This window comes from Mesorhizobium sp. 113-3-3 (assembly GCF_016756495.1).
In the GTDB taxonomy this organism is placed as follows: Bacteria; Pseudomonadota; Alphaproteobacteria; order Rhizobiales; family Rhizobiaceae; genus Mesorhizobium.
This window is the reverse complement of record NZ_AP023243.1, coordinates 6,499,818-6,522,820: the sequence shown is the minus strand read 5'-3', so window position 1 is coordinate 6,522,820 and position 23,003 is coordinate 6,499,818. Positions and strand designations below refer to the sequence as shown.

The 23,003-nt window shown below is 59.3% G+C and carries 16 protein-coding genes and 4 pseudogenes; 9 read left to right on the top strand and 11 right to left on the bottom strand.

From position 1 onward, the window contains the following. Positions 1-171: 171 nt before the first annotated feature. The 3 genes from JG746_RS31425 to JG746_RS31415 are packed head-to-tail and all read right to left on the bottom strand — an operon-like array spanning position 172 to position 2,470. The gene (locus tag JG746_RS31425; protein ID WP_202323992.1) at positions 172-1,164 is read right to left on the bottom strand and encodes a hypothetical protein; all 993 of its coding nucleotides are present in this window, start codon (positions 1,162-1,164) and stop codon (positions 172-174) included. A gap of 2 nt (positions 1,165-1,166) precedes the next feature. Next, positions 1,167-1,751 carry an RES family NAD+ phosphorylase gene (locus JG746_RS31420; RefSeq protein ID WP_202323991.1) on the bottom strand — a complete coding sequence of 195 codons (585 nt, stop codon included), beginning with the start codon at positions 1,749-1,751 and terminating at the stop codon, positions 1,167-1,169. A 2-nt stretch (positions 1,752-1,753) separates the two neighbouring features. After that, positions 1,754-2,470 carry an antitoxin Xre/MbcA/ParS-like domain-containing protein gene (locus JG746_RS31415; protein WP_202323990.1) on the bottom strand — a complete coding sequence of 239 codons (717 nt, stop codon included), beginning with the start codon at positions 2,468-2,470 and terminating at the stop codon, positions 1,754-1,756. 428 nt (positions 2,471-2,898) lie between these two features. Here JG746_RS31415 and JG746_RS31410 point away from each other — a divergent pair, with 428 nt between their 5' ends. The 4 genes from JG746_RS31410 to JG746_RS31395 are packed head-to-tail and all read left to right on the top strand — an operon-like array spanning position 2,899 to position 6,677. After that, positions 2,899-3,525: a hypothetical protein gene (locus JG746_RS31410; protein ID WP_244730572.1), complete on the top strand. Its 627-nt coding sequence runs from the start codon at positions 2,899-2,901 to the stop codon at positions 3,523-3,525. After that, complete coding sequence (locus JG746_RS31405; RefSeq protein WP_202323989.1) at positions 3,522-4,898, top strand: 7-cyano-7-deazaguanine synthase; 1,377 nt, start codon at positions 3,522-3,524, stop codon at positions 4,896-4,898. The genes JG746_RS31410 and JG746_RS31405 overlap by 4 nt, the downstream gene beginning before the upstream one ends. After that, positions 4,838-6,088: a helix-turn-helix domain-containing protein gene (locus tag JG746_RS31400; protein WP_342215816.1), complete on the top strand. Its 1,251-nt coding sequence runs from the start codon at positions 4,838-4,840 to the stop codon at positions 6,086-6,088. Before JG746_RS31405 ends, JG746_RS31400 begins: the two co-directional genes overlap by 61 nt. Then, complete coding sequence (locus JG746_RS31395) at positions 6,063-6,677, top strand: hypothetical protein (protein WP_202323987.1); 615 nt, start codon at positions 6,063-6,065, stop codon at positions 6,675-6,677. Before JG746_RS31400 ends, JG746_RS31395 begins: the two co-directional genes overlap by 26 nt. 173 nt (positions 6,678-6,850) lie before the next feature. Here JG746_RS31395 and JG746_RS31390 read toward each other — a convergent pair whose 3' ends face one another. From JG746_RS31390 to JG746_RS37305, 6 genes and pseudogenes are all read right to left on the bottom strand, one after another. Beyond that, complete coding sequence (locus JG746_RS31390; protein ID WP_202323986.1) at positions 6,851-7,687, bottom strand: hypothetical protein; 837 nt, start codon at positions 7,685-7,687, stop codon at positions 6,851-6,853. After that, the gene (dgt, locus tag JG746_RS31385) at positions 7,684-9,108 is read right to left on the bottom strand and encodes a dGTP triphosphohydrolase (RefSeq protein ID WP_202323985.1); all 1,425 of its coding nucleotides are present in this window, start codon (positions 9,106-9,108) and stop codon (positions 7,684-7,686) included. The genes JG746_RS31390 and dgt overlap by 4 nt, the downstream gene beginning before the upstream one ends. Before the next feature lie 848 nt (positions 9,109-9,956). Next, positions 9,957-10,586 (bottom strand): annotated as a pseudogene (locus tag JG746_RS31380) (transketolase family protein); the annotation flags it as partial. Between the two features lie 90 nt (positions 10,587-10,676). Beyond that, entirely contained in the window at positions 10,677-11,087 is a 411-nt protein-coding gene (locus JG746_RS31375; RefSeq protein ID WP_202323984.1) for an IS1096 element passenger TnpR family protein, read from the bottom strand. A 172-nt stretch (positions 11,088-11,259) separates the two neighbouring features. After that, positions 11,260-11,884 (bottom strand): annotated as a pseudogene (locus tag JG746_RS31370) (IS6 family transposase); the annotation flags it as partial. A gap of 154 nt (positions 11,885-12,038) precedes the next feature. Then, positions 12,039-12,833, bottom strand: a complete 795-nt coding sequence (locus JG746_RS37305; protein ID WP_244730571.1) for a hypothetical protein — start codon at positions 12,831-12,833, stop codon at positions 12,039-12,041. A 396-nt stretch (positions 12,834-13,229) separates the two neighbouring features. Between JG746_RS37305 and JG746_RS31365 the strand changes: the two genes are divergently transcribed. Then, positions 13,230-17,504 carry a Ulp1 family isopeptidase gene (locus JG746_RS31365; RefSeq protein ID WP_244730569.1) on the top strand — a complete coding sequence of 1,425 codons (4,275 nt, stop codon included), beginning with the start codon at positions 13,230-13,232 and terminating at the stop codon, positions 17,502-17,504. 46 nt (positions 17,505-17,550) lie between these two features. Here the strand turns inward: JG746_RS31365 and JG746_RS31360 are convergent. Continuing rightward, positions 17,551-18,116, bottom strand: a pseudogene (locus tag JG746_RS31360) (ISKra4 family transposase); the annotation flags it as partial. A 6-nt stretch (positions 18,117-18,122) separates the two neighbouring features. After that, positions 18,123-18,984, bottom strand: a pseudogene (locus JG746_RS31355) (transposase); the annotation flags it as partial. A gap of 111 nt (positions 18,985-19,095) precedes the next feature. Between JG746_RS31355 and JG746_RS31350 the strand changes: the two are divergent. From JG746_RS31350 to JG746_RS31335, 4 genes are all read left to right on the top strand, one after another. Further along, positions 19,096-19,371 carry a DUF4158 domain-containing protein gene (locus tag JG746_RS31350; protein WP_010913953.1) on the top strand — a complete coding sequence of 92 codons (276 nt, stop codon included), beginning with the start codon at positions 19,096-19,098 and terminating at the stop codon, positions 19,369-19,371. Positions 19,372-19,470: 99 nt separating this feature from the next. After that, positions 19,471-20,001: a hypothetical protein gene (locus tag JG746_RS31345; RefSeq protein WP_202323981.1), complete on the top strand. Its 531-nt coding sequence runs from the start codon at positions 19,471-19,473 to the stop codon at positions 19,999-20,001. After that, complete coding sequence (locus JG746_RS31340; RefSeq protein WP_202323980.1) at positions 19,922-21,952, top strand: Tn3 family transposase; 2,031 nt, start codon at positions 19,922-19,924, stop codon at positions 21,950-21,952. The genes JG746_RS31345 and JG746_RS31340 overlap by 80 nt, the downstream gene beginning before the upstream one ends. Further along, entirely contained in the window at positions 21,949-22,890 is a 942-nt protein-coding gene (locus JG746_RS31335; RefSeq protein ID WP_202356169.1) for a tetratricopeptide repeat protein, read from the top strand. The genes JG746_RS31340 and JG746_RS31335 overlap by 4 nt, the downstream gene beginning before the upstream one ends. The last annotated feature ends 113 nt before the right edge of the window (positions 22,891-23,003 follow it).

Sequence of the window (23,003 nt, the reverse complement as noted above, 5' to 3'; positions counted from 1 at the left end):
TCGCGGTGTTTTCCTATAGCCGGAATCAAGGTCGAACAGATCGAACTGTCCAGAAAGCGTGTTTATCAAATTGTAAGGCAAGGAGAGTAACAACCAATTCCGACAGGGTAAGATGGCATCATCGACCGTTCTCCATGCAGTTAGGGCGACTCGGGCCCAGCCTTGCAATTGCTATTTTGCATTTATCCGCTGTCTGCTGCGGGGGCGCGATCGACGGTCGATGAGTATGGTTCCGTCCGGACCAGGCGAAACGTTCCGCTCTTTCCGACCCTCGTACGATTGCAACCTGCCGGCTATAATTTCGAAGATCTCAGCTGTCCGACGGCTGCGTTCTTGCTCACTGTCGGGGCGTTCTAGGATGGCAGCAAAGACTTTCTGGTCAAGGCCGAAGTAAACACCGTCTTCAATTTCGCGACCAACATATCCGTCAACAACTTCTGCCTGCAGATCCGTCGTAGGTTCGTCCAGGAAGAAGGAGTATGCCTTGGCAAGCGCATCTAGCACATCGAAGTTGACAGCGCTGCCTTCTCCATTACCGGGAGGGTCGGACACGAACCCCTCGGTACCAGCGCTCCTGAGCATGAAGAAACTTGCACACCGGGTCTTTGGCGCCTTGCCATTGACCGAATGAAGGGCGGACACTTGCACGAGCGCCTTGCTCACAGCACTTGCCGTCGGCCGCCGAATCCGGCCCTTGCTTTCGAAGACATGACTCTCGGTGCGGCGTATGCCGATGAAATCGGGACGGCTCTTTGCGGCTGGCGGGGACGCGCCCGTCTTCGGGGCAAGCGGAGTAGCCGGTGAAGTCCACGAGCAACTCGACAGCCCACCCACATGGACGAGATATTCAATCTTCATCCTGTCCTGCGCGTACCAGTGGGTGAATGCCTCGCCGAGCAGGAAGGAAACACCGACCTTCTCCGACTGCTCGAGATTGCGGAAGTAAAGCGTCGTGTTTAGCGCATTGTCGAGATAGCCAGTCGCCATCGCGACCAGCATTCGTTCCCTCCACCTACCCACGACGCGCACGGCCGCCCTTCGGCTCGGATACCCCACCGTCAGCAGTGACCGGATAATGTCCGCATGCGTTGCGGTCAGTGCGACGGTTCCGTTCAGCTTCTTGAAACGTCCCGAGAAATTCACCGACGTAACGTTCCCGGCCATCGTCAGGCACCTCCCCGAAGGGAGAGGCCAATAGACTGCAGAGCTGCTATCAGGTCTGGGTGCCGCACGAGATTTATTGCTGGCGACGCGTCCAGCTTTCCCTCAATGGCTCTATCGTAAACGGCCACACACTCGGCGGACGTGAGACGGGATGCATAGAGCAGGCCGTCAATCGCGAAGGCGCCATGAATCGCCGCGCTGAGTTGTCGCCCCTGCCGGTGCTTCTTGGCTCGAGCGGCGTCAGTGCTGACTCCCAACCTGAGGAGGCCCGTGGTCCGCAGATCGAGTACCGTAAGCGGAGAAGTCGCCGTAATCTCCGCTACGGCCCACTCTTCGATCTCGCTTTGATCAAGGACACGCTTCGTCCTGCCCTCGAACCTGTCCCGGACGATGGTCTCGGCAATTGCCGTTGCAAGGTCGCGGGCGATGTAGACGAGTTGAAACGTCCAATCCGGACTTGAGAAGCGTGTGTGTCCAAAACCCATCCCCAGCGGCGTCGCCATATGCGCGGCGCGCATCACGCGTAGGTATGAACGCGGCTGAAATTCGAGAGCGAGGTCCGCGACTGTCTTGGGATCAAGCTTCACGATCAGCTGAAGTCACGTTCGGCGGCCGCAACAACCTCGTTCACCCGTCCAGCCTTGAGAAGGTCGAGGGGAGCGCCCCCGATGCTGGGCTTCGGCTGAATAAGCCATTGCCAGGCCGCGCGAGAATTACGGATGATGCTGGTGACTTCAGACATCCCCTTGACCGGCCGGCCGTCCACAAACTGTGCCAAGGGAAAGACATGCTTTCGTTCACCTTTCAGCAAGCCGATGACGGCTCCCCGTTTCTGCCAATCATGGAGTGTGGATCTTCTTGTTCCAAAGGCCTTCTCAATATCGCTCGGCCCTGCAACCGGCCCGGCCCAGTCTTCAAGGCGAACCGCTGTTACATATTCCGCGACCCTTCGCCGACCTTCCTCAAGATCTACTACGTTGCCGAGTCCCGCGCCGTGGCTGACCTCAACAGGCCTTTCAATGTCGAGCTTAATCAGTCTGCTGTCGCCTCGACCAGCGAGATCCGCGACCACTGTTTCCATTGCCTGGGCAAGATCCTTTTCATGGACCAGAATCTGACGCTGGTTCTCCTCCGAAAGCCGGACGGCTGCCGCAGTGACCGCAGCTACCATTTTGCTCTTGCCCTTTAGCGCCGATCGGGAGATTCCTGGATTGTGCCGTGCTAACACGTCAAGAATGTCGGCGACGGCCGCGCTACTCACATTAACGTGCACGCCTGTTCCAGATTTTCGAACTGTTGCGACCATGGCGGCCTCCATTTCTAAATGACATAGACATAGTCCGGATCGTCCGAATTGTCCAGATCGTATGGAGGCGGCTTGTCTTCTGGCTGTCGCAAGAGCCGCTCTGCATTCGCGAAAGGATGGGAGGAGCGCTATGTTGTTTAGGTGCGCACTCCGAGACATCAGAAAGGTCCTCGATGTCCTTTCACTGCCCTTGCGGCGCGGCAGGCGCAGATCGATTTTGCTGCCCAGCGCGCCCTGCGTGAGGCCGGTCTGCTTGCGTCCGCGGCACAGTATAGGGCGCCGAAAGCTTTTCGTTGCGGGCGTCTGGTCGGTCATGGCGAGCTTCCAGAGAGACTGCCGGCTTACCCGCGTGATGTGTGGCGCGGGTATCGTGACAAATCCACCTCTAGCGGTCATCGCTGATTAATACACATCGCCGCACATTGACAATGTCAGAAAAAAATATCAACATCACTGACATTGGGGAGATTCTAGTGAGTGACGGTCCGCATAAAAGCCTGCCACTGCGTCCTAAATATCGGCGTGTCGCTGAATGGGCGTACAAGCCGGCATTTTCTATCTCCGAGGTCTGCGAAGCGACCGAATCCGCGCTAGTTCAGGACGCCAATATGGAAGTGCGCGGTGTGATCAGGCAGCTGATTGACATTGTTGACGGTGGCGATCTTTTCAGCAGGCAGCCGGATGAATTGCAGCGTCAGCTGCAGGAGCTGCGCGATGATCCGACGGTGCATCCACTGGCCGCAAACGCGATCGAGTGCACCCAAATGGCCGTCCAGCAAGGCTTGCAAGGACGTGATGCGGTCCAGGACGGGATTGTCACGGCCTTGAGCGAGCGTCTGCATGCGAACGCGCGAACTACTGAGGAGCACTACCTCGTCGAGCGCGGGCCAGGCGCAAGCCGCACTATCCGCAATCGCATGGGCGAAGTCAGCGCTAGAATGAACGAGAACGGCTCGTTCGCCCGTATCGCTCGTTCGCTTTTCGGTGACAGCACGGTCGCCATCACGAGAACTCCCGCCGCGCGCAACGGTCTTGACGATGGGGTTTCCCTATGAAGGTTCTTCAAGGGGAATGCCCCGCACTCAAGGTTGCCGTTATTGAGGCCGGCGGGAAAGCCAAGGAAAGTTGGCAACCGGTCGAGATTGGCAAATTCATCATTTTCAACATGAAGGATTTGGACGACTACCGTACGAAGAATTGGGACACTCGTATCTTCGACACTTTGGTCCTGAGCGCTGCAGTTGAATATTGCGACAAGACGTGCAAGCGCTCGGCATGGGGCTGGATGCGGAAGTTCGATTTAGCTGTCCCTGTCCATGATTTGGCTCGCTGGCAAGAACCCGAGGTCATCGCGGCGCTCGTTTCCGTTTTGAAATTTCTAACTGGCGATGAGTGGAGCCTCTCTTTCTACCAGCGCCAGCGGGCGCCCGAGGAAGACGTCGGTCAGCAGAGTCGTCTGGAATTTGGTGATGCCACGCGCATAGTGACGCCGTTCAGCGATGGTTTGGATTCGCGGGCGGTGAGCGCTTTGCTTTCGGCAGGAGGGCGCCCGGATCGGTTGATCCGTATCAGGGTGGGCTCGAAAAAAGATGATCGCCCCTGTCGCGACGCTCGAAAGCTTCCATTCCTGAACATTCCCTTCAGGGTCAAACCTGGACCAGACGGCTTCAACGAGTCCTCCGCTCGGAGCCGCGGCTTCAAATTTACTCTTTTGAGCGCGATCGCAGCCTATCTGCTCGGAACTCATGACATCGTCATGCCGGAAAGCGGTCAGGGCGCGCTCGGGCCTTCGCTGGTACAAACCAGTCATGGCTACGAGGACTACAGAAACCACCCACGCTTTCTCACTAAGATGGAGCGTTTGTTCGCTGCGCTTTTTGACTACAGTGTCGCCTATCGGCTTCCGCACTTGTGGAAAACGAAGGGCGAGACGCTTCGCGAGTTCGCGGCTCTTCCCATCGAGCCGAAGGAGTGGATCGAGACGCGATCGTGCTGGCAGCAAAACCGTAATTCCTCCGTAGATCACAAGTGGCGCCACTGCGGCATCTGCGCTGCCTGTATGCTTCGCAGGCTCAGCTTTCATGCGGCCGGTGTTGACGAGCCAAAAGAGAATTACATCTGGGAGGACTTGTCAGTCCCCAAGTTTGCTCGGGGAGCTGCCAAGGATTTTAACAAAATAACGGGGGCAATGGAGCAGTATGCCATCGCCGGCGCACTGCACCTTGATCATTTGGCTGATTTGGGCTCTTCACCCGCCTATCGGAAACGCATGAGCCGTCACGCGTGGCAATTGTCCGAAGTACTGGACATGTCGCATGCGGATGCGGAAGGCCAGCTCTTGGGCCTGCTTGAACGGCATGAACTTGAATGGAAGGCATTCATGAAAGATCTCGGACCCAAATCGTTCGTCGCTCGGTGGTTGGCCTGACAGCGATGAGTGAGGCCAATAATCAGCTCTCACTAGTGGAAGTAGGTGAGAGAATTCGGATCGCGCGTGAAAGTGCGGGCAAAACCCAGGCAGAGGCTGCAGAGGCAATCGGTGTGGCACGCACTACCCTAGTTGCGATGGAAAAGGGTACGCGGCGCGCAAAGATCGGGGAGCTGCAGAGGCTGGCAGGGTTCCTAGACACGAACACCAACGCGTTGCTCCGCAAGGAAGCGGTCCACGTCGAGCTAACGCCAAGATTTAGGAAGCTGACCGAAAACGAAGAGCCATCGGTTGCGAAAGCCGCCGACCTTTTGGCGCAACTCGTAAGGGCTGAGGTTGAGCTTGAGGCTCTGCTCGGTGTCGAATATGCGCGCAACCTGCCGCCTGAAAGACGCATCCTTGTTGGCGACGTTCGCCAACAGGCAGAACAACACGCTTTGGAACTTCGCCATTGGCTCGGTCTTGGGCTTGCGCCGATCGCAGATATAGTCACTCTGCTCGAGCTGCAGATGGGTGTCCGTGTTTACGCTCGACGCCTAGCGGCGAAAATCTCCGGCTTGTTCGCCTATGATGAAAAGGTGGGTGCCTGCATACTTTTAAATGCGAACCATCCAATCGATCGGCGCACTCAGACGGCCGCACATGAGCTTGGTCATTTAGTAGCTACGCGCGGAGACGCAGAGGTCTATGAGATCGACGAACTGGAGAGTTCGCGCGAGGAAAAATATGCCAATGCCTTCGCAAGGAGCTTCTTGACGCCGGCGCAGGCTGTTCGGCAGAAATTTGCTGAAGTTACGGCGGGTGCTACGAGCCTCACTCGCCGGCACGTGATCGTTCTTGCCCACTATTTCCATGTTTCGCGCGAAGCGCTTGTCCGGCGCCTTGAAGAGCTCCAACTTACGAAAAGAGGAACTTGGGATTGGTTCGTTCAGAACGGAAACATTACGGATGAGCAAGCACAGCAAGTGTTAGGTGACGTTTCGAGGAGTGATAGCCTGAAAGACGACGCGGCCAGACCAGTGTCGCTGAAGACAGGCCTGATGGCATATGAGGCGGCAAAGCGGGGGCTCCTTAGTGAGGGGCAAATTGCACGGCTCCTTCATATCGACCGGATCCAGGTGCGCGTTTTGCTAAGTGATATTGATGCCGAGGAAAGTGGGGCCAATGCGGCGACCTCAATTCTCCGGTGATCTTCCACCGAACCTAGTTGCTGACACCAGCGTCATTATTAATCTCAATGCCACTGGCGCTGCGCATGAGATCATTCGGTCACTGAATGTCAAGCTGAGTGCAAGTACGGTCGTGAGAGATGAGCTCATCCATGATCGGATTAGCGGGCGCAATGACGCCGACCTCGCTCAACGGCTGGTACAGGATGAATTGCTGCAGTTTGCTGAGTTTGACGAAAAGAGCGGGGCGATATTTGAAAGCCTGGTCAGTGGCACCGCGGAGACGACTCTGGATGACGGTGAGGCGGCGACATTGGCCCTCGCCGTATCGTCTCAGGGATTGGCAATCATTGATGAACGCAAAGCAATTCGCATCGCCACTCATCGCTTTCCAACTCTCCAGCTGCTCGCCACGGTGGACCTTTTGCGACTTGATCGCGTCCTTTTAGCGCTCGGAAACGAACGTCTCGCAAAGGCCGTGATAAGCGGCCTGAAGGATGCACGGATGGCAATCCCGGAGCGACACCATGGTTGGATTGCAGACCTTCTTGGTGACCAGATTGTCGAGTGCCGGAGCTTGCCAGCGGCACTGCGCCGAGCACCGGCCTGATCGCTTCCCAGCTTCCGTTTGCTCTCTTTGCGGTCTCAGACAGACAGTTGGGCATCGCGAAGCAAGAGATCGTCTTCGACCATCGCGGAGAAAACGCCGAATCTTCAAGCTCTTCGGCCCGGAGCCGAGGCTGTGACTGCAGGGTTGTGGTTCGACTTCTTTCAAGACCAACTTCAAGGGTTAGTATCTGGAATCACGAAAGCCGGCCGTCCTCGCCTGCGTACCGGACCCTCGGGGTGGCTCGCCAACGCCCGGGTCGGTAGACGCGCGGTCGATACCGACTTGCACTCGAGGAGGGTCTTTCCGACACCGTGCTCGTAGAGCGCCGAAATCGCGGCATCGAGGTCCGCTCCAGACGCTAGGCCAAGACCGTTATGCGTGGCATAGTCCAGGATCTCGTTGCGGCTACGCGCAATACCCTCTGCCAGGTAGTTGGCAAGCCGAGGCGTGAGCTGCTGCCGCCAATCGAACAGGATGCGCAAGGTGCGCGCAAGCGTGCCGATGTAGTGGGGGTTGGCCTCGAGATTGATATCGACGATGCCATGCTCGATGCTCGCCCAGAATCGCTCGGACCGGGTGATCTCCAGCGTGCGGCAGTGGAACAGGACTGCATCACAATCGAAGAACGTGGTTTTGACTAGGTCAGTCAGCGAGTGGACCGCGACGTAGTCATTGCTGGCCGCCCATGTCGTCTGCAAGGCCCAGACGTCAAAGTCGAAGCGGCCATACTTCAAGCGATACCCGCCGAACCGATTACGCTCACCGCCCAATTGCCCGAGCAGCGCCGCCAATGCTCCAGGGACGGCGTCAACCACGACATCGACATCCGACCTGAAGGAATTGCGGCCGTCGCGGGCGAAATCGCGTGGCAGGCCGCCGAAGATCGCACAATCCCCGACCGGACTCAGACGGTCGATAAGATCGCCGATATCGTGCCCTTGCGGCCCTCGGATGAAGTCGGCAATGTCCGAGCTGAGACCGTGGTCCAGCATATGCTGCGATGTGGTCATGCCGCGCCCCGTGCCCGCAGATCTTTCAGCAGCGAGATCGCGAAGCCGTCCGTCATGCCCGACACCATGTCCGTCATCAGCTGCAGTTCACGATAGCGGATAGGCATGCGGTTGTCCGAAGCCTCAGCGACGCGGCGGTAATTCTCCGAAATTCGGGAATAGACATAGCTGTGAAGGGGCGATGTTCGCTTCGAGGCGATATCCAGCGGATCTTTCCGGTTGGTGATGGCTGCCCAGAAGATGTCCATGAGTCCGTGAATCGTCTGATGGCCCGTCAGTTCAACCTCAAGCACCTGGCGGTGCGGGTAGATGTGCTTGCCGGCGAATTCCTTGAGCAAACGCCATAGGCGTGCCGCTTTGGACACTGCCATCAGTTCCTTGTCGAACGTGCCGGCCATAATTGCGTCCAGGTTTGTCACGAACGCATCTGTCGCTGCGACGATCATCACACCAATCGCGTTGACCCGAAACATCTGCATTGTGATGTCGTCAAGCTCTGCCGCCGACAGGGATTTCTCACGGAATTCTTGGTGCTGCTCCTTGGCCTTCTCGACTACCTTGAGAACGGCCTCGTCCTCCTCTGCCTTGTGCGTCAGGTAGCCGACGAGACGGTCGAAATTGATGAGCCCCTTCTTCGCGGCATCTTCAACATCGACGACGGAGTAGGCGATGTCGTCACAGGCTTCCATGACGAAGGTAAGCGGGTGCCGAATACCTTCAGCAAGCCCGGTTTCAGCCCAGACTTCCCTGGCGATGTTGGCTTCTGACTGGAAGAAGTTGAACTTCTTGCGAGCCAGCACCGACTTGTTCACCTTATCTGAAGGACTGGGGTATTTCATTAGAGCCGCGAGGAACGCGTAGCTCATGTTGAGTCCGAAGTCATCGTTGACGATCTGCAGCCGGGTTAGCAGCCTGAATGCTTGAGCGTTTCCTTCGAACCGAAGGAAATCTTCGCGCAATGCGGCACCATCCAGCCCTTCAAAGATCTCTGGTCCCTTGGACTTCACCCAAGATTGGATCGCATCCTCACCTTGGTGACCAAAGGGCGGATTGCCCAGGTCGTGGGCCAGCCCGATCGCTTCTAGCAGGGCAGGGACATTACGCCCGGCATTTACGGCTTCGGGCAAATTCAACTTGTCGGGATAGACGTGGACCAGCGCGGTACCGAAGCTGCGTGCCATGTTAGCTACTTCATGGCTATGGGTCAGGCGCGTCCGCACGCTGTCATGGGGGTCCAGTGGAAAAACCTGCGTTTTGTCCTGCATGCGTCGAACAGGTGTCGAGAACAGAATGCGGTCATGATCGCGCTCCAGCTCGGTCCGGTGTTCGGCGGTTTTGGCGGAGCGCTCGGCGGCCTTGCCCTTGGCCTTATCCTTGCGCCGTTGCGCATTGAGCAACTTTTCCCAATTTAGGTCAGCCAATGTCCGTCGCCCCCCGTCTTCGCTCCGGTATCGGCTCGGTGCTACGATTCGTCAATTGGCAGAACCTTGTTGCTGGAAAAACCACGCTAACAATGATCAAGCACAAACCATCATTGGCTCTCCAGCCAATTGGCGCGTCAAGTCCTATCAGTGATGTTCTTTATTTGTTCTAAATCAGAATAATCGTAGGGTCAACGGTACCCGCCGCGCTTAGCCCATTAGTCGACTTCTTCCGCGATGTGGCCTGTCATGTTCTGGCATCGAAAGTCTGGTGGGGAATCGCAAATGGGTGATGACTCCGATAGGGTCGTCAGACGAATGGCGGCTTCTTGCTGCTGAGCCGAAAGCCGACTTCCACATGGCCCGACAGTGCCGCAATACTGATCCTTCGATACGCGAATGACTTCTGGGGCAGAGAGCAAAGACGGTGCTTTCGGGCTCGATGTTCGCGTTATGTGCTTAGAAAGTCGCATAAAGGGCAGTGTGGAACTTCAGTGCTGCCTCGGCTGCCCTGCGCGCTCGACGTTTTGGTCGATCTGTCATCGCCGAACTACAGCGGGGGCGGCCCCGTCCATAGCGTGCTGTCTTGCGATTGGTCGAGCTCGCCAAGAACATGCGAAGGGAGTACAAGACCGGGATGCGCGAGGGGAGCGTTGCTTCACGAGCCATGCTCGCCTGGCTGACGCGCGATCGCTTGCCGGAGAAAGCGTCGCAGGAGCGACGCGTCAGGGAGCATTCCCGGCGCTGACCATGCCGCGGATCGCCTTCACGCTAGAAACCGCGTTTCAGGGGCACATTGGCACCATAGGGTCAGACCCCAAGCCTGGTTACGCGTCAGGACCTCGTATCTATTTCACCCACTTGCGTACGCGGTGCACGATCTCTGATGTTGAGATCCCGTAGCGGTCGTGAAGTGTCGGTAGCGCGCCGGCGTCGAGAAATTCGTCGGGCAGTGCGATCTGGCGGAAGACAGGGGTCACGCCCTCGCGCATCAGCAGGCCAGCGACACCTTCGCCCAACCCGCCGATCATCGTGTGGTTCTCCGCAACGACCACCATCCGTCCAGCCCGGCGCGCGGCGGCAAGGATTGCGTCCGTATCGAGCGGCTTGATGGTCGGCACGTGCAGCACCGCGCAGTCGATGCGGTTCGCTTCAAGCGCCTTCGCGGCCTCCAGCACGCGCATGGTCATCAGCCCGCTGGAAATGAACAGCACATCCGCACCGTCGCGCAGCAGCCGCGCCTTGCCGATCTGGAATGTGTAATCATATTCGTCGAGCACGACGGGGACCTTGCCCCGCAACAGCCGCATGTAGACCGGCCCCTTGTAGTCCGCGATCGCCTCCGTGGCCTGTTCGATGTCGAGCGCGTCGCATGGATCGATGATCGTCAGGTTCGGCATGCCGCGGAAAATCGCGATGTCTTCCGTCGCCTGGTGGCTGGGGCCGTAGCCGGTGGTCAATCCCGGTAGCTGCGCGATCGGGCCTGCGGCCCCAGCCTTGACCGTCACTGCGCGCGGCAGCCAGAGCGAAATAGGTCGGGACGAGGAGATGGTCGCCAATCGGCCGAACTAGGAGATGGTCGAAATGAAGTAGGAGCTGGCTTGACAATCATCGCCCCATACAAGTGTAGCTCGGCCTTTGATCCGAAACAGCAATTCCTGTAATTCCCAAGCGCGGTCCGGATCATCGAGGACCGCAAGGGACCGGGTGTCGCCGATTTCCGTGATGAATTGCAATGCTGTGGCGAGATCCTCATGGAGGTCAGGCCCGAGCGCCTCGTCCCTCTGCCACATCCAGGCTTCCGGTCCACCACAATCCTCAGGCGGACAGTTGCCGTCGCCGCCCGTACACGCCGGATAGTGAGCTCCGGGTTTGACAGGCCGGCGCTGCTCTAGCCGGACCTCGTGCTCCCAAGGGAAGTTGAGGTCGTACTCGTACAGGAACCGGCTGCCGTTACGCAGTTGCGTGCGGCCAACCATGCTTCATCGGAGTATGACGCGGCGGTAGCCGGTTTTCGGTTGTGCAATAGGTTTGGCAAAATTGAGCAGCAGTGAAATCGTTAGCGAAGAATCGTGCCCTTCGTAGCGTCTAAACCTAAACAACACATGACATTTCGACGTTTGAAATCGGGAAGTAAAAGCGACAATCGTGGCGGGGAACGTTAAACAGGTTGGCGATCGGGTCGTGTACGGAAACGAAAGGCTGAAGATGTCGCGCTGACTTGAAGCGCTTCATGATCCTCTCCCGCCGCGGGCCGGGTTGATGAGAGTTCTCCGCCCGATTGTTCGGGCCCTGTGCGAGCGATGCTCGACGCTTGGCATGATCTCCCGCTTCGCCGCACCGTAGGATCGAAGCTTGTCGGTGATCATCACACGCGGCGAACGGCCTTGGCCTTCAGAAGCTTTCGCATCAAGCGCTTTGCCGCCTTGACATTGCGACGGCTTTGCACCGACACGTCGAGAACAAACCCGTCCTGATCAACGGCGCGCCAAAGCCAGTGTTTCTTTCCACCGATGGTGATGGCAACTTCATCGAGATGCCATGTGTCGCCGAGCTTGCCGGCCGATCACTTCCGGATATCATTTGGCAAAGTGTCTGCCAAATTTTTCAGCCCAAAGTCGCACGGTCTCTGGCGAGAGACGATGACGCCACGAGCTGCCGGCATATCCTCGACCATCCGCAGGCTGAGCGGAAACCGGAAATAGAGCCAAACGGCACGGGCAATCACCTGCGCCGGAAATCGGTGGCGACGATAATCACGGGAAAATCTGGTCATGCCGCCAGATCCCACATTTTGATCGATGCCCGGTTAACGTTACGGTGCCCGTCAGCTTGTCGTAAGCCAACCCGCCTAGCATGGGTCATCCAGATGACACTGAAGGTTAAGCGCCCGTCTCGCGTATCCCGTCCCTTGGCGATCAGAAACTCCACTACAGGTGAACGGCTATGGGAATTTGCATCTCCAAATCCTCCGGATCGACTCGACATGCCACATATGACACGGAAGAGTCGCAAGGCAGACAGGCGCCCTCCCGGAGCCGGCACCCTTGACGGAAGCAGAGGAGGGATTCTCCGCAGAATCTCGACTCGATGAGCCGCTGCGCGGATTGGCGCAGGACTTTGACGATACAGTTTGATGCGAGGCTAGTGTGGACCAGCGAAAAATTACATCCCGTGTAACAGCTTTGCCGCAGGTGCAGGACGCCGGCTTGGAAGAGGGGCAAGCGGTCCAGGCCCGGCAGGTGGGCTTTGAGCAGCACCTTGCCGAGGCCCGGAGGCTGTTCGATCAAGCTGACGAGTCGCCAACCAATCCAGAGGAGCTTCTGCGACTGGAACAGGGGTTCCGCGAAGTGCTTCAGCGACGGCAGGATGATCAAGTGGCCGAGGCGCTCCGGCCGCTGTTCGATGATCGAGTTGACGAGCCGCCAGCCAATCCAGAGGAGCTTCTGCGACTGGAACAGGGGTTCCGCGAAGTGCTTCAGCGACGGCAGGATGATCAAGCCGTCTCGTCTTTTTTCAGCGACCCAGGGATGCCCGCTGGACCGGGTGACCACAACAGCATCGTGACGGACGCTTTCGCAGCGGCCGGCTCTGGGCACGCCGGAGTTGAGGCCGCCGCCCCGCCAGTCTTGGCTGCCAGCCAACAGCAGATCCGGCCCTCGCCGGATGCGCTTGACCAGGGCAACCACCTGCCACCCCAGGGGGGCATCATCAACAATGAACATTCGACGGCGCCGTTGCGGCCAGCGAAGAGGCAGAGGGCCGTGGATAGGCCGCAAGCCGTCGCCATTCAGCAGCAGCTGAGCGAAATCGGCAATTCAGGCGGCCGCGTGCCGATACAGCCCCCCACGCAGCAGTTGGGTGAATTGCCATTGCAAGGGGTACCGGTTCAAGGGACAGGGTCCGAACACATCGGAAGGCTGCATGCGGTGGCCGCGCCCTCAGCAAGGTCCGAGGCGCCCCCGGCTGCGATCGAGGACTCCATAAACGTTTCGTTCGCCGTCCCCAAAGACTTTTCCCATGGGACTCAACGCGTCCCAGACGCGATGCTCCCTTTCTTGGACCGCCCTGGCCCCTTGCCGGATGCTGGCCAAGCGCGGCAAGCGGGCTTTGAGCAGCACGTGGCCGAGCCGCGCCGAGCCGACCCGGTTGCGAGTGGCGCCCGTGCTTCCCGCTATCACCATCTGTCCGACGAACACCGGGACCTTATTGATAGAGCGATCGCCCACTCCCAGGAAAAATATAGCGAGACCACGGCCCGAAAATACACGTTTGCACTTAGCCGGTTGGCGAATGATCTCAGCGCTCGTGGCCAAGCAATCGATCTAAGAAATCACAAATCCCTGGTCGATCACGTCGGTGCTTTCTTTCCGAAAGACGTTGATATGAAGAGCGCTTTGAAGGCCCTGCGTGCGTATCATGAGCCGGGCTATTCAGCGACTGCTGGCGGCCCTGCTGCCAGCTATCCCCATCTGTCCGCCGAACACCGGGACGTTATTGACAAGGCGATCGACCGCGCTGCGGCTCAGCAAAACCAGAGCGCGGACACGCTGCGAATATACTCGAATGCGCTTCGCCGATTGGCGAATGATCTCGGCGCTCGTGGCCAAGCGACTGATCTAAAAAATCACCAATCCCTGGTCGATCACCTCGATACTTTCTTTCCGAATGACCAGAACATTAAAACGGCGTTGAACGTCCTACGTGCGTATCATGATCCGGGCAATGCAGCGACTGGCTGGTGGCCAGCGGCGGTGCCGTCAAAGGCAGATGCGCGTATCCTGGAAAAATTAAGCAGTGACAGCGGGTTGGCCTTAAGCACCCGTGTCGTCTATGGTCGTCTTCTTCGCAGATTTTCTGAGGAGCTCGAGAGTCGGGGCCAGACGATCTCTGGGCTGGATCACAATTCGCGGACCGAACTCGCCGAGGCGTTGTTTCCAGGCAACAAGAAACTCCGCTTGGCGCTGCAGCGGGTTCACAATGCGGAGGTTCCCGAGGCCTTGCGGCCGCTGTTCGATAATCGAGCTGACAAGCCGCCAACCAATCCAGAGGAGCTTCTGCGACTGGAACAGGGGTTCCGCGAAGTGCTTCAGCAGCGGCAGGGTGATCAAGCCGCCTCGTCTTTGTTCGGCAACCCAGGGATGCCCGCTGGACCGGAGGATCCTAACAGAAGCGTGTCGGACGCTTTCGCAAGCTCTGGGCACGCCGGAGTTGAGGCCGCCGCCCCGCCAGTCTTGGCTGCCAGCCAACAGCAGATCCGGCCCTGGCCGGATGCGTTTGACCAAGGCAACCACCTGCCACCCGAGCGGGTGATCATCAACAATGAACATGACACAGCGCTGTTGCGGCCAGCGGAGAGGCAGAGGGCCCTGAATACGCCGCAAGCCGCCGCCATTCAGCAGCCGCTGAGCGAAATCGGCAATTCAGGCGGCCGCGTGCCGATGCAGCCCCCCACGCAGCAGTTGGGTGAATTGCCATTGGAAGGGGTACCGGTTCAACGGACAGGGTCCGAACACATCGGAAGGCTGCATGCGGAGGCCGCGCCCTCCGCAAGGGCTGAGGCACCCCCCGCTGCCATCGAGAACTCCATAAACGTCTCATTCGCCGTCCCCAAAGGCTTCTCCCATGGGACTCAACGCGTCCCAGACGCGATGCTCCCTTTCTTGGACCGCCCTGGCCCCTTGCCGGATGCTGGCCAAGCGCGGCAAGCGGGCTTTGAGCAGCACGTGGCCGAGCCGCGCCGAGCCGAACCTGTCGCGAGTGGCGCCCGTGCCACCGGCTATCGCCATTTGTCCGACGAACACCGCGACCTTATCGATAAGGCGATCGCCCACGCCGCGGCTCAGCAAAAATATAGCGAGAGCACGGTCCTAAAATACAGGTATGCACTTCGCCGATTGGCAAATGATCTCGGCGCTCGTGGCCAAGCGACTGATCTAAAAAATCACCAATCCCTGGTCGATCACCTCGATGCTTTCTTTCCGAAAAACGATGATATGAAGAGGGCGTTGAACGTCCTGCGTGCCTATCATGAGCCGGGCTATTCAGCGACTGTTGGTGCCCCGGCTAACCGCTATCCCCACTTGTCCGACGAACACCGGGACGTGATTGATAAGGCGATCGCCCATGCTGAGGCTCAGCAACACCATAGGGCGCCGACGCTCCGAATATACTCGAATGCGCTTCGCCGATTGGCGAATGATCTCGGTGCTCGTGGCCAAGCGACTGATCTAAAAAATCACCAATCCCTGGTCGATCACCTCAATACCTTCTTTCCGAAAGACACTGACATAAGGGATATAAGGCCGGCGTTGAACGTCCTGCGTGCGTATCATGAGCCGGGCTATTCAGCGACTGGCCGGTGGCCAGTGACGGTGCCTTCAAAGGCAGATGCGCATGTCTTGGAACAAGTGACCAGTGACAGCAGCTTGGCCCCAAGCACCCGTGTTGTCTATGGTCATAGTCTTCGCAGATTTTCTGAGGCGCTTGACAGGCGGGGCCGGACGATCTCTGGGCTGGATCATGATTCGCGGATCGAATTCGCCGAGGTGTTGTTTCCAGGCAACCATTATCTCCGCTGGGCGCTTGAACGGGTTCGCGATGCGAAGCCTGCGTCAGACAGGATCGTGGCGGACGCTTTGGCAGCGGCCGGCTCTGGGCACGCCGGAGTTGAGGCCGCCGCCCCGCCAGTCTTGGCTGCCAGCCAACAGCAGATCCGGCCCTGGCCGGATGCGCTTGACCAGGGCAACCTCCTGCCACCCGAGCGGTTCATCATCAACAATGAACATTCGACGGCGCCGTTGCGGCCGGCGGAGAGGCAGAGGGCCCTGAATACGCCGCAAGCCGCCGCCATTCAGCAGCAGCCGAGCGAAATCGGCAATTCAGGCGGCCGCATGCCGATGCAGCCCCCCATGCGGCAATTGGGTGAATTGCCATTGCAAGGGGTACCGGTTCAAGGGACAGGGTCCGAACACATCGGAAGGCTGCATGCGGGGGCCGCGCCCTCAGCAAGGTCCGAGGCGCCCCCGGCTGCGATCGAGGACTCCATAAATGTTTCGTTCGCCGTGCCCAAAGGCTTCTCCCATGGGACTCAACGCGTCCCAGAGGCGATGCTCTCTTCCTTGTACCATTATGGCCTCTTGCCGGACGCGGACAAGCCGGAATGGAACTACGAGATTAAAGGCCACGGCTACACCGCCCGGAGGCCAGAGGAGGGCAACGACGTTTGGCTCCTCCATCGCGGAGCGATAAGGGAAGCTGGAGCGGCAGCAGTACCGGCAAGGGCTCCGGGACCCGCCTTGCCAGCGACCGCCAGGCTCTCAGACACCCATCTCGGGGTTCCGTTGGTCGATCTGACCACCTCCTCCGATGCACACATCGAAGCCCTTCCGTCAGGCTCGTCCAATCTCCCCCGGGGGGCGGTGCTCGGGGCCACCCAACTGCTGGGCGACGAACATATCCAGAGGGATTACGAATTCCTCGAGCAGCAGCTGCAGCAGGCCGATCCAGCGCTCGCCGCCCGGACGCGGCTGGTCGATCCGTCGGTCTCCCATCTGCTGCGCCACATGGAGCAGCAAGACGCGCGAGGCACATTGCAGTCGATTTATAATCGAAACGCCGGCCCATCCGACTTCCTGTTCGTGCCAGTGAACGATGGGGTGGGTATTGACCGCGGCACCCATTGGTCGCTGCTCCTCGTAGATCGCCGCGATCCGGAAAGAGCGGTCGCCTATCACTACGACTCCATCCAGCAAAATGAACAGCGATACAACGACGCGCCTGCACGAAAGCTCGCTACAAGACTGGACGCGACCCTGGTAACACCCGACATGGCGCAGCAGAAAAACGCTGTTGACTGCGGCGTCTTCGTGGTGGACGGCACGCGCGAGCTGGTTCGTCGATTGGCGAACGAAGAGCGGCCAGACCAGCAGCTGCCGCTGCACCTCAACTACCTCGTCGCCGATCGGCAGGCGCTGCAAAACCGACTGAGAGAGGGGCGCTTGCCGCACGAGCTTGCCGCAAGCCCTGCCGAAGCTTTGGCAGCACCCGGGTCGCAGGTGCAACACGCCGCCTTGCAAGAGCAGCAAGCCAGACAGGTCGCGCCAGCGCCGTTGGAACGGCACTTGGGCAAGACGCGCGAGGCCGAGGACAAGCTGACGAGTACACTGGACAGGAGCAACCGCGTGAACAGCGGGGGCGTCGTCATCAACACTGAACGTTACACAGCGCCGTTGAGACCGGCGAAAAGGCAGAGGACTGACAATTCGCAAAGCCTCGCCATCGGGCGGCAGCCGAGCGAAGCAAACACAACGTCCATCGGCCAAGCCTCCGATCAAGCCCGAGCGGACCTAATGGCTTCCTCCAGAAGCAGAGAGCGCTCCGACGCGGGACGTTGAGCTCGATGGCTGGGATGAACCAGAACAGCTCTTTGCCGACGGAGAGGCTGATGCGATCTCCGGCCCGGTAGCTCTCGCCGTAATTGATCAGGCTGGCACTGTTGGAAGGCGATGTAGGCCTGGAACTCGCCGATTGGGGGTCAGGAACTTGCGCATGTTCGGCTAGCCTGTGTCGAGACTTTCCGCGTCGAGCTGCAGCTCGGCGATTTCGTCACAGATGCCATTTGATCCTGCGCAAGGTTGCAAGCAGGTCCTGTCCGGTCTGCTCGTCGTGGTTGTCGAGCCCTTGCACGAACTGGCGAAAAACCGTGATGCGCATGGTGATATGGAACCAGTCGAGGACATGCTCGCGCCGGTGCGATCATTTCCGCGAGCGAGCGGACTTCTTCCCCCCGTCGGTGATTAAGGTAATATCCTGATTGGCCCGGACGCCCTGCTTCTTGAGATGGTCGAGAATGCGCCGTTGCAGCTCGCGATCATAGCCGTGGACGAAACCGATGTAGCGCGGAGCGCCGTCTTCAGGCAGCGAGCGGCCTACGATCAGCTCGAATTTTCTTCCGGTCGTCACGGTGGCGGATGTACTCGGGAACCGGGCAGGTTCATCCAGTCGCGCGGGCTGCCGTACATTGCGCGCTTGAGGGTCTTGAGGCGGTTGATCTGACCTTCGGCCTGTCCGTTGCTCCAGGGCAGCTCGATGGCGTTGTTGTCGGAATGATGTCGGAGTCGATTGCATCGTCGATCTAGGGGGCCAGTGTTTCCGACCTCCTGCTCCGAAGGATACCGTTGAAGCGCATTGCCAAGGCGTCGCATCTCGGCGAATGCGTCAGATCCCTGCTTCAGGGCATCGACTTTCCTTGCTTGTCGAGGCGTCAGCAGGCCTCTTGGCTTTATGTACAGCGCCGCGGCAACAACTGGCGAAATCGCGTGGCCGGTATCCGGATCTCGAACGGGTCCCGAGCTGATCGCCATCGAAGGAACATCATCGGCGCGCACTCTTTCGGCCCGCCGCCAAGCTCCCAGCAGTCGCTCCAGATTGGAGAAGCTGCCGGTGTAGCCGCGCTGCTTGACATCATGAAAAAGATGCCGTCCGCAGCGGTTCCCTTACTTCCAGCATTGGGCAAGGAACGTTTCAAAGCACCATGGTGATGTGGGGTTCAATGCTGCTCGCCGCCTATCTGGTAGGATAGACCCTCCTGGCGTAAGGACTATGCGCGAGACGGGCACGCCGGCGATGTGTCGCAGCGTCGACAATAGCGTCCTCGGACAGGATGGGTCTTCCTGAAGCACGTCCACTAAGGCTCATCTGTTCCTCGATTGCCGTACGAAGATTCTGGACCAGATGAAACCGGTCGGCCACCTGGTGAGCCTGCGGTGCGCCTTCACGGACGGCCTGCGCATACAGGCGGCAGCGGTCTCGGCTGACGACCTCGACGGAGGGATGATTCCGCAGCCACCTGGCTGCGCTATCGACACTCCGATCATGGCCTAATCGGCCCTGCGATTTTGGCCAAGTTGTGGAACGTTGCCGGAACGGATTGACCGGTATGGCGTCGGCGCTTGAGAATTCACTCTTGGAAGAGGGAGTGGATGTATGGGTTTGCGCGTTTCGCTCGAGGTGTTGACCGGGGCGTGGAGCCTCTCTTTTGCCGACATCGACTTTTTGAAGGTCAAGGCGGCCGGGTCGAGGCTTGGACTGGCGGTTCAACTGAAGTTCTTCGCCGCGAACGGATATTTCACCACCGCGGCGGCTGAGGCCCCCGATGACGCGGTTTCGTATCTGGCCGAGCAGCTTGGCGTCAGCAAGGCAGATCTCTGCCGGTATGATTTTTCGGGGCGTTCAGGGCGGCGCCATTGCGCCGAGATTTAGCGCCATCTTGGTTTCCGCCGGATGAAGCGGGCGGATCGAGCCGCACTTGCGAGCCGGATAGCGACGGAGCTTTGCCCTGGGGGAGCATCGGTCGCAGCGATGATGGAGGCTGTTTTTCTGTTGTGCCGGGATCGCAAGATTTTCGGTCCGTCGCGCAAGGAGATGGAGCGGATAGTGCGCTCCGAGCGGCAACGCTTTCTGGAATCCTTTCTTGGCGGTGTTGCGGATCGGCTTCGCCCGGAAACGGTCGCGCTGATGCAAACATCGCTGGCCGATCCAGATAGCCCGACCGGGTTCCATACGATCAAAGGAGATGCGGGTGCAGCCACGCTGGACAACATGCTTGCCCTGGCTGATCGGCTTGCCTTCATCAAGAAGCTGGATTTACCGCGGGATCTTCTATCCGCTGCCGGCAAGACCTGGATCGATCAGATCGTTCGGCGGGTCGGCGCCGAAAAAGCGTCGGAGATGCGCCGCCACGCCCCGAGGCGGCAACTGGGGCCTCCATACCGTTTTCCTGACGATGCGGGAAACACAGATCAGCGACGGCATGATCGACCTGCTGGTGGAGACCATCCACAAGATCGGGGTGCGTTCGAAGCGCAAGGTGGTGGGCGGCATCGCGCGTGACATCGAGAAGGTTTACGGCAAGGAGCGGCTGCTGGTCGATATCGTGGGTGCCGCGATCGAGGCGCCGGGTGGCCGGGTCTGCGATGTGATCTTTCCGGTAGCGGGCAAGGAGAAGCTTGCGGCGATCGTCAAGGAGCATCGGGCGAAGGGCACGCTCGAACGGCGCATCTACCAGGTTATGCGTGGATCCTATGCCGGTCACTATCGAAGAATCCTGCCGAAGCTTCTTTCGGTTCTGGAGTTTCGTTCGAACAATGCCGTGCATCGGCCCGTGCTTGGGGCGTTGGACTGGATCAGGCGGGCCTTCGAAACCGGTTGCCGCGTGGTGCCGCGGAACGGGGTGCCGATCGAAGGCGTCATTCCGCCGAAATGCCGCGGCGCGATCATCGGCAAGGACGGACGCATCAACCGGATCAGCTATGAACTGTGCGTGCTCAGTCAGTTGCGCGACCGCATCCGGGCCAAGGAAATCTGGGTGGTCGGGGCGGACCACTATCGCAATCCGGACGACGATCTGCCCAAGGATTTCGAGAGCCGACGGGCGGCCTACTACAACGCGCTCAACCTGACGTCGGATGCGCGAGCTTTCACGCGCAAAATCCAGGCCGAGCTTGAGCGGGAATTGCGGCTGCTGAATGCCGAACTCCCCCGCAACGACAAGGCACGCATTCTCTGGCGCGGCGAGAACCGCATCTCGATCACGCCGTTCCAGCCGCTGCCGGAACCGCAAGGCCTACGATCGGTCAAGGCCGAGATCGGCCGGCGTTGGCCGATGACGGAACTGCTGGATGTGTTGAAGGAGACGGCGCTCGACACCGGCTTTCTGGACGCCTTTGAAACGTCGGCTTCCCGTGTGGCGCTTTCGCGCGGTGCGCTCGACCGGCGTCTGATCCTGTGTCTTTACGGGCTGGGCACGAATGCCGGCCTGAAGCGCGTGGCGGCCGGATGCCCGGATGTCAGCTACGAGGAACTGCTTCATGTTGGCCGGCGCTTCATCCATCGGGATGCGCTGGAGGCGGCCTGCGGACGTGTTGCCAATGCGACGCTGGCAATCCGCAACACCGCCATCTGGGGCGAAGCCGGCACGGCTTGTGCCTCGGATTCCAAGAAATTCGGCGCCTGGGACGGCAACCTTATGACCGAATGGCATGTCCGCTATGGCGGTCGCGGCGTGATGATCTACTGGCACGTCGAAAAGGGTTCAACCTGCGTCTTCTCGCAACTCAAGCGGTGCTCGTCCTCGGAAGTTGCTTCGATGATCAAGGGCGTGCTTCGGCATTGCACCGACATGGAGATCCAGCGGCAGTATGTCGACAGCCACGGCCAGAGCTCGATCGGCTTTGCCTTCTGCCATCTGCTCGGGTTTGAACTGGCGCCACGCCTTAAGGCGATCGCCCGGCAGACGCTGGCGCTGCCGCATCCAGGCCTGCGCGCTTGCCCAATCTGCTTCCCATTCTTTCCAGCGTCATCAACTGGGAGGAGATCGAGCAGAATGCACAGCGGGTTAGCCGATCCCGAAGCGATCCTGCGCCGCTTCGCCCGCGCCGAGGTGATGCACCCGACCTATAAGGCACTCGCCGAACTCGGCCGGGCGATCAAGACGATCTTCCTTTGCCGGTATTTGCGCCACGAGAAATTCCGCCGCGAAATCCACGAAGGCTTGAATGTGATCGAGAACTGGAACAGCGCCAACAGCTTCGTCTTCTTCGGCAAGGGTGGCGAGATCGCCTCGAACCGGCTCGATGAGCAGGAGATATCGGTGCTGGCCCTGCATCTGCTGCAGGCGTCGCTTGTCTATGTGAACACGCGCATGATGCAGTCGGTGTTGAGCGAGCCGAAATGGTCGGCGCGGCTAACGCCGGAGGATTATCGCGGCCTGACGCCGCTGATACGGGCACGTCAATCCTTATGGCCGCTTCAACCTCGACCTGAACAGCAGGATCGATTTTGAGCAGAAACAAGCGGCGTGAAGCATCGAAGGGAATGGTAGAAATGCCTGTATCGAAGAAGCCCCGAAAGAAGGCAGTGGCGAAATCCAAGAAGCCGGAAAATGACAATGCTCTGCCTCCGATGCCGGACCGGCGCGGCATGGAGGGGTTCATGGCAGGTCTTTTCGGCGGAGGGCGTGGGAGCGACCCGACGGACGCTGCGCAAGACATCATGTATGAGGCTTGGGAAGCAACCAGTCGCAGCAAGCGTATTACGCTGGCCCGGAAAGCGCTTAAAGTCTCGCCGTTGTGCGCCGACGCCTATGTGCTGTTGGCCGAAGAAGAGGCGGGGTCTGTCGAGGAAGTGCTGGACTATTACCAGAAGGGCGTCGCGGCGGGTGAAGAGGCGCTGGGCCCTGACGGGTTTGAGGAATATGCCGGTCGCTTCTGGGGTTTTCTCGAGACGCGCCCCTACATGCGGGCGCGGGCAGGTCTTGCCGCGGTACTCTGGCGGCTTGGTCAGCACCAGGAGGCCATCGACCATTATCAGTCAATGCTCAAGCTCAATCCGAATGACAATCAGGGCATCCGCTACGTGCTGGCCGGGCATTTGCTGGCGCGCGACGATATCAAGGCCCTGAGGAAGCTTCTCAAACAGCACGAAGACGATGGCGCTGCTGCATGGCTCTACACGCGGGCACTTCTTGCCTTTCGTGAAAACGATCCGGGCGCCGGCAAGCTTGCCGAGGAGGCCTGGCTCGCGCACAGCCATGTGCCTGGCGTCCTTTCCGGCAAGCAGCCTTTGGTTGCTTCCATCGACGGCTATATCACTTTGGGGGGGGAGGATGAGGCAGCTGACTACGTCGACGAAAACGGCCAGGCCTGGCAGGCCACGCCCGGTGCAGTCGCGTGGCTGGCGGAGGTTACCAGAAAGCTGAAACCACGACGACGGCGTAACTGACCACCGGAACCGATGGGCGTGTTCTAATTTGGGTATACCCGGCCTGAACACCCCCCATGAACACGTCGCAACCGGAAAGCCTGTATATTTTGGGCTCAATCTTCGTTAATGAA